The 5245-nt window shown below is 64.6% G+C and carries 6 protein-coding genes and 1 pseudogene; 5 read left to right on the top strand and 2 right to left on the bottom strand.

Features of this window, described 5'->3' with window-relative positions:
* On the bottom strand, positions 1-1085 hold a 1085-nt coding region (locus tag WBB85_RS22420; protein ID WP_432640784.1), incomplete at its 3' end, for a pseudouridine synthase.
* A 100-nt stretch (positions 1086-1185) separates the two neighbouring features.
* On the opposite strand from WBB85_RS22420, the gene WBB85_RS22415 reads away from it, so the two are divergent.
* A complete protein-coding gene (locus WBB85_RS22415) occupies positions 1186-1641 on the top strand; it encodes a nucleoside deaminase (protein ID WP_432640783.1) in 456 nt (151 codons plus the stop codon).
* 382 nt (positions 1642-2023) lie between these two features.
* Positions 2024-2251, top strand: a complete 228-nt coding sequence (locus WBB85_RS22410; RefSeq protein ID WP_432640782.1) for a hypothetical protein — start codon at positions 2024-2026, stop codon at positions 2249-2251.
* Between the two features lie 38 nt (positions 2252-2289).
* Here the strand turns inward: WBB85_RS22410 and WBB85_RS22405 are convergent, their stop codons facing one another.
* A complete protein-coding gene (locus tag WBB85_RS22405) occupies positions 2290-2982 on the bottom strand; it encodes a metal-dependent hydrolase (protein ID WP_432640781.1) in 693 nt (230 codons plus the stop codon).
* A gap of 84 nt (positions 2983-3066) precedes the next feature.
* On the opposite strand from WBB85_RS22405, the gene gatC reads away from it, so the two are divergent.
* The 3 genes and pseudogenes from gatC to WBB85_RS22390 form a co-directional block, all read left to right on the top strand.
* Complete coding sequence (gatC, locus tag WBB85_RS22400) at positions 3067-3354, top strand: Asp-tRNA(Asn)/Glu-tRNA(Gln) amidotransferase subunit GatC (protein WP_432640780.1); 288 nt, start codon at positions 3067-3069, stop codon at positions 3352-3354.
* Entirely contained in the window at positions 3351-4838 is a 1488-nt protein-coding gene (gene gatA, locus WBB85_RS22395; RefSeq protein ID WP_432640779.1) for an Asp-tRNA(Asn)/Glu-tRNA(Gln) amidotransferase subunit GatA, read from the top strand. The genes gatC and gatA overlap by 4 nt, the downstream gene beginning before the upstream one ends.
* A 32-nt stretch (positions 4839-4870) precedes the next feature.
* Positions 4871-5245: pseudogene (locus tag WBB85_RS22390) on the top strand (hypothetical protein); the annotation flags it as partial.

Genomic DNA, 5245 nt, shown 5'->3' with positions numbered 1-5245 from the left:
TTGCGCTCGCCCCGCTCACCCTCGGCACGCGGTTTGGAGAACTTGCGCTCGCCCCGTTCGCCTTCGGCACGGGGCTTGGAGAACTTGCGCTCTCCACGCTCGCCATCGGCGCGGGGTTTGGAAAATTTACGTTCGCCGTCACCTCCGCTGCCCTCGGCACGGGCGCGCGGTTTGGTGAACTTCCGGTCGCCGTCGCGCTCGCCCTCCCGGCGCGGTTTGGAGAACTTGTGCTCACCCGCGCCTCTGGCGGTATCGTCACGCTTCGTGCGCGGTTTGCGGTCGCGCGGGGCGCGCTCGTCGCGGTCACGGCCCTTACCGCGTGGCTTCTGCCCCTCTTCGGCCGGTTCCTCGCCCATCAGGCTGCCCAGCTGTTCGCGCAGCACCTTGGCCTTCACCTCGACCACATCGCCGATCTTCATCTTGTTCAGCCGGAACGGGCCATAGCTGACCCGGATCAGCCGGTTCACGATCAGCCCGACCTCGGTCATCGCCCGGCGCACTTCACGGTTCTTGCCCTCGCGCAGGCCCACGGTCAGCCAGGCATTGGCGCCCTGTTGTTTGTCGAGCGTGACCTCCATCGGCTGAAACTCCTCGCCTTCGATGGTCACGCCGCGCCGCAGGGGGTCGAAGGTCGCGTCATTGGGGCGACCATTGACCCGCACCCGGTATTTGCGCAGCCAGCCGGTCGAGGGCAGTTCCAGCTGTCGCTTCAACCCGCCGTCATTGGTCAGGAGGAGAAGCCCCTCCGAGGTCAGGTCAAGCCGCCCGACACTCATCACCCGCGGCATGCCTTCGGGCATCGTGTCAAAGACGGTCTGGCGGCCCTTTTCATCCTTGGCCGAAGTCACAAGGCCGACGGGCTTGTAGTAAAGCCAGAGCCGGGCGGGTTGCGGTTCGTCGATCAGCTTGCCGTCGAGCGTCACCTTGTCACCGGGCTGCACGTCCAAAGCCGGGCTCGCCACCTTCGTGCCGTTCACCGCGACGCGGCCCTCAAGGATCATCTTCTCTGCATCCCGGCGCGATGCGACGCCTGCACGGGCCATGGCCTTGGCGATACGTTCGCCCTTGGATTTCTCGTCGCTCATGGGTCCGCCCCCGGGAATGGCACTGAAGCGCCCCCTCTATACAGAATCACCGCCCGGGGGAAGCGCTTGCGTGCGGGCGCAGCGCAGGGCATCAGAAGGTATGAGCGGATTTCGCAGCCATATGGATCAGGCCCTGTCCGAAGCGCGGGCGGCGGCGGCACGCGGTGAGGTGCCGGTGGGGGCCGTCGTGGTCGCCCCCGACGGAAGGGTCGTGGCGGCGGCGGGCAACCGGACGCGCGAGCTGAACGACCCGACGGCCCATGCCGAGGTGCTGGCGCTCCGCGCGGCTTGCGCCGCAGCGGGGTCCGAACGGCTTCCGGGGCACGACCTCTATGTCACGCTCGAACCCTGCCCGATGTGCGCGGCGGTGATTTCCTTCGCCCGGATCGGGCGGCTTTATTATGGGGCTGAGGACCCGAAATCGGGCGGCGTCGCCCACGGCGCACGGGTCTTCGCCCATCCCCAATGCCACCACGCGCCTGAGGTTTATGACGGGATCGCAGCGGGAGAGGCGGCAGATATCCTCAAGGCTTTTTTCGAAAACCGTCGAGGGTAGCCCCCCGATTCCGTTGCCACCCAGACACATACAATCTGCGGATGATTTGGGGTACAATATCGCGCTTTGTATCCCGGGCGACTCGTGTATGTTGGCGCCAGTTCCAACACCAGCCAGAGGAGGCGTAGAATGAACATCTGTGAACATGCAACGCTTCACGCCGGTGTGGATCTATGGGCCATGGACATTTCGTCCCGCCCGGGAACTTGCCGCCGCCTTCAAGGCGTCTCGTAAGTCTCTCGAAACCGGCGGTTTCTGCCGCCTTATTCTCACCAGCGCGTAACCGGAAACCGGTCTGATCCCCGCAGGGTCATGCCGTTCTTCCACCCCCAATCCCATCAGAGGGGCCATTGTGTCGAAAGGCGCATGGCCGAGTGATACAATGAACGCACATTTCATACCTGTCCGCCCTGAGGACAGGCCCCATGTCCGGGCCGTGGCGGTTCTGGTTCATCGTTATGGTTTCGTCGCGGTGGTCGCGGCGGCGGTGAATCTCGCTTTCCGCAAGCGTCGCTTCAAGCGGCGCCATGAGGCCGACCTGTCGAACCATATCAGGCGCGATGTCGGTCTGGAGCCGCTGTCACGGGGCCGTGCCTATTGGGAACTGTGATGCCGGGACACGGGCACCCCGGCCATTGCACGACGCGGTCAGAATGTGATCGGGCTCAGTACATCGGGCTCGATCACATTCACCCCCGGTAGCCCCGCCGTCAGGTCATCCGCTGTCTGAGCCAGCAGCGGGAAGGTCTTGTAATGACAGGGAATGACGGTCTTGAAGGCGAAATATTTCTTCGCCGCCCAAGCCGCCCGCTTCATGTCCATGGTGAAATGCCCGCCGCAGGCGAGGATGCCGATATCGGGCGCGTGATACTCGCCCATCCAGCCCATATCGGCCATGATGTCGGTGTCACCCGACACATAGATCACATGACCTTCGCCCTCGATCATGTAGCCCGCCTCATGCCCGGCATAAATCGGTCCGTCCGGGCCCGAAAGCGACGAGGAATGGCTGGCCGCAACCATTGTCACCTTGGCACCGCCCAGATCGACTGTGCCACCCTTGTTGAAGCCGATGCCCGAAATCCCCTCGGCCGCCTCCCAGTGCGATACCAGATCATAGATGCCGGCCACTGGAATACCGGCATCCCTGGCGATCCCCACCGCATCGCCGGTATGGTCGCCATGGCCATGTGTGATCAGAACATGCGTCGCCCCCGCAATCGCCTCGGCCCGCCTTTCGGCCGGGAACATCGGATTGCCGGTCAGCCAGGGGTCGAGCAGGATCACCGCCCCCTCGATCTCGATCCGAAAGCCGGAATGGCCGAGCCAGGTGATTTTCATGGCATCCTCCGCGTGTTGCCGCCCTTGCGGGCCGGTCGCCCTGCTTGTAAACCCTGCCCCGATCCAAGGACGGAGTACAGCCCGATGTCCATCGACACCGACACCGCGCGCAAGGTCGCGCATCTGGCGCGGATTGCCGTGAAGGAAGACGACCTTCCGGCGCTGGCGGGGGAGCTTTCCGCCGTCGTGGCCTTCATGGAACAACTCAATGAGGTCGATGTCGACGGCGTGGAGCCGATGACCTCCGTGACGCCGATGCGGCTGAAGCGGCGCGAGGATGTGGTGACGGACGGCAATATGGTGGACAAGATCCTGTCGAACGCGCCCGATGCACGTGAAGGGTTCTTTGCAGTTCCGAAGGTGGTCGAATGAGCGACTTGAACACATGGACCATCGCCGCCGCGCGGGACGCTCTGCGCAAGGGTGAGGTCACTTCTGCGGATCTGACCGAGGCTTGCTTGTCGGCCATCGAAGGGGCGGGCGCGCTCAATGCCTTCGTCCACAAGACGCCCGAGATCGCGCGCGATCGTGCGGCGGCGGCAGATGCGCGCATCAAGGCGGGCGATGCGCCAGCGATGTGCGGCATCCCAGTCGGGATCAAGGATCTGTTCTGCACCAAGGGCGTGCCGAGCCAAGCGGCCTCGAACATCCTGAAGGGTTTCAAACCAGAATACGAATCCACCGTCAGTCAGCAACTGGCCGATGCCGGTGCCGTCATGCTGGGCAAGCTGAACATGGACGAATTCGCCATGGGCTCGTCGAACGAGACCTCGTGCTATGGCAATGCCGTGAACCCCTGGCGGCGCGGCAATGATGATACGGCGCTGACGCCCGGCGGGTCCTCGGGTGGGTCGGCCTCGGCTGTGGCCGCAGACCTTTGCCTTGCCGCGACCGGCACTGATACCGGCGGCTCTATCCGTCAGCCCGCTGCTTTCGTGGGCATCACCGGCATCAAGCCGACTTATGGCCGCTGCTCGCGTTGGGGTGTCGTGGCCTTTGCCTCGTCCTTGGATCAGGCCGGGCCGATGACCAAGGATGTGCGCGATGCGGCAATCATGCTGGGCGCGATGTGCGGTCACGATCCGAAGGATTCCACGAGCGCCGACTTGCCGGTCCCGGATTTCGAAGCGGCGCTGACCGGTGACATCCGGGGCAAGAAGATCGGCATTCCCCGCGAATACCGCATGGACGGCATGCCCGAAGAGATCGAAAAGCTCTGGGCTGACGGCACGGCGATGATGAAGGATGCGGGGGCCGAGATTGTCGATATCAGCCTGCCGCATACGAAATACGCGCTTCCCGCTTATTACGTGGTCGCGCCCGCCGAGGCGTCGTCGAACCTCGCCCGCTATGACGGGGTGCGTTACGGCCATCGCGCGAAGCTGAGCCAAGGCGACGGCATCACCGAGATGTACGAAAAGACCCGCGCCGAGGGCTTCGGCCATGAGGTGCAGCGACGGGTGATGTTCGGCACCTATGTGCTATCCGCCGGGTTCTATGACGCCTACTACAACCGCGCCCGCAAGGTCCGCGCGCTGATCAAGCGCGACTTTGAAAACGTCTTTGCCGAGGGCATCGACGCGATCCTGACGCCTGCCACCCCGTCAGCCGCCTTCGGGCTGGGCGAGATGGCCGATGCCGATCCGATCGCCATGTATCTCAATGACGTGTTCACGGTCACGGTGAACCTCGCCGGGCTTCCCGGCATCGCGGTTCCGACCGGTCTTGACCGGCAGGGGCTGCCGCTTGGCCTTCAGTTGATCGGCCGCCCGTGGGAAGAGGGCGATCTGCTGAATCACGCTTATGTGCTGGAACGCGCGGCCGGATTTGTTTCCAAACCCGCGAAATGGTGGTAATTGGCGCGGCCGAGAGGATCGGGGAGAGTGTGATGCGTATTCTGTTGCCGGGTCTGGCCGTGGTGCTGATGACCGCCTGTACACCGCCGCCGCCGCCCTCCGGCGGTGTGGGATTTGGCGACTATGGCGAATACCAGCGCCAGCGCGCCGCAGAGGCCGAGGCGCAGATTGCCGCGCAACGTAACGCTTCGCTGCAATCGGTGCCGGGACCGGCGCAGAATTCCGCCGTTCCCTTCCCGTCGACCGGAACCGGTGCACCGACGGCTGCGGAACTGGCCCAGGCCGGGGTCAGCGGGGCCGCCACGCTGGCGCAGACGCAGCCATATGCGCAGCCTCAGCCGGTTTATCCGCAACCGACAGTCCCGGCTCAGCCCGCCCTGGTCCCGTCGGCCGCCCCGGCGGTCAAC

The organism is Albidovulum sp. (genome assembly GCF_049646345.1).
GTDB lineage: Bacteria > Pseudomonadota > Alphaproteobacteria > Rhodobacterales > Rhodobacteraceae > Albidovulum.
This window is presented reverse-complemented; position numbering and strand designations above follow the sequence as displayed.

Coding starts and splice junctions, on each gene's coding strand:
- WBB85_RS22410 (WP_432640782.1), top strand. CDS start 2,024: ATGAACGCACATTTCATACCTGTCCGCCCTGAGGACAGGCCCCATGTC.
- WBB85_RS22415 (WP_432640783.1), top strand. CDS start 1,186: ATGAGCGGATTTCGCAGCCATATGGATCAGGCCCTGTCCGAAGCGCGG.
- gatA (WP_432640779.1), top strand. CDS start 3,351: ATGAGCGACTTGAACACATGGACCATCGCCGCCGCGCGGGACGCTCTG.
- gatC (WP_432640780.1), top strand. CDS start 3,067: ATGTCCATCGACACCGACACCGCGCGCAAGGTCGCGCATCTGGCGCGG.
- WBB85_RS22405 (WP_432640781.1), bottom strand. CDS start 2,982: ATGAAAATCACCTGGCTCGGCCATTCCGGCTTTCGGATCGAGATCGAG.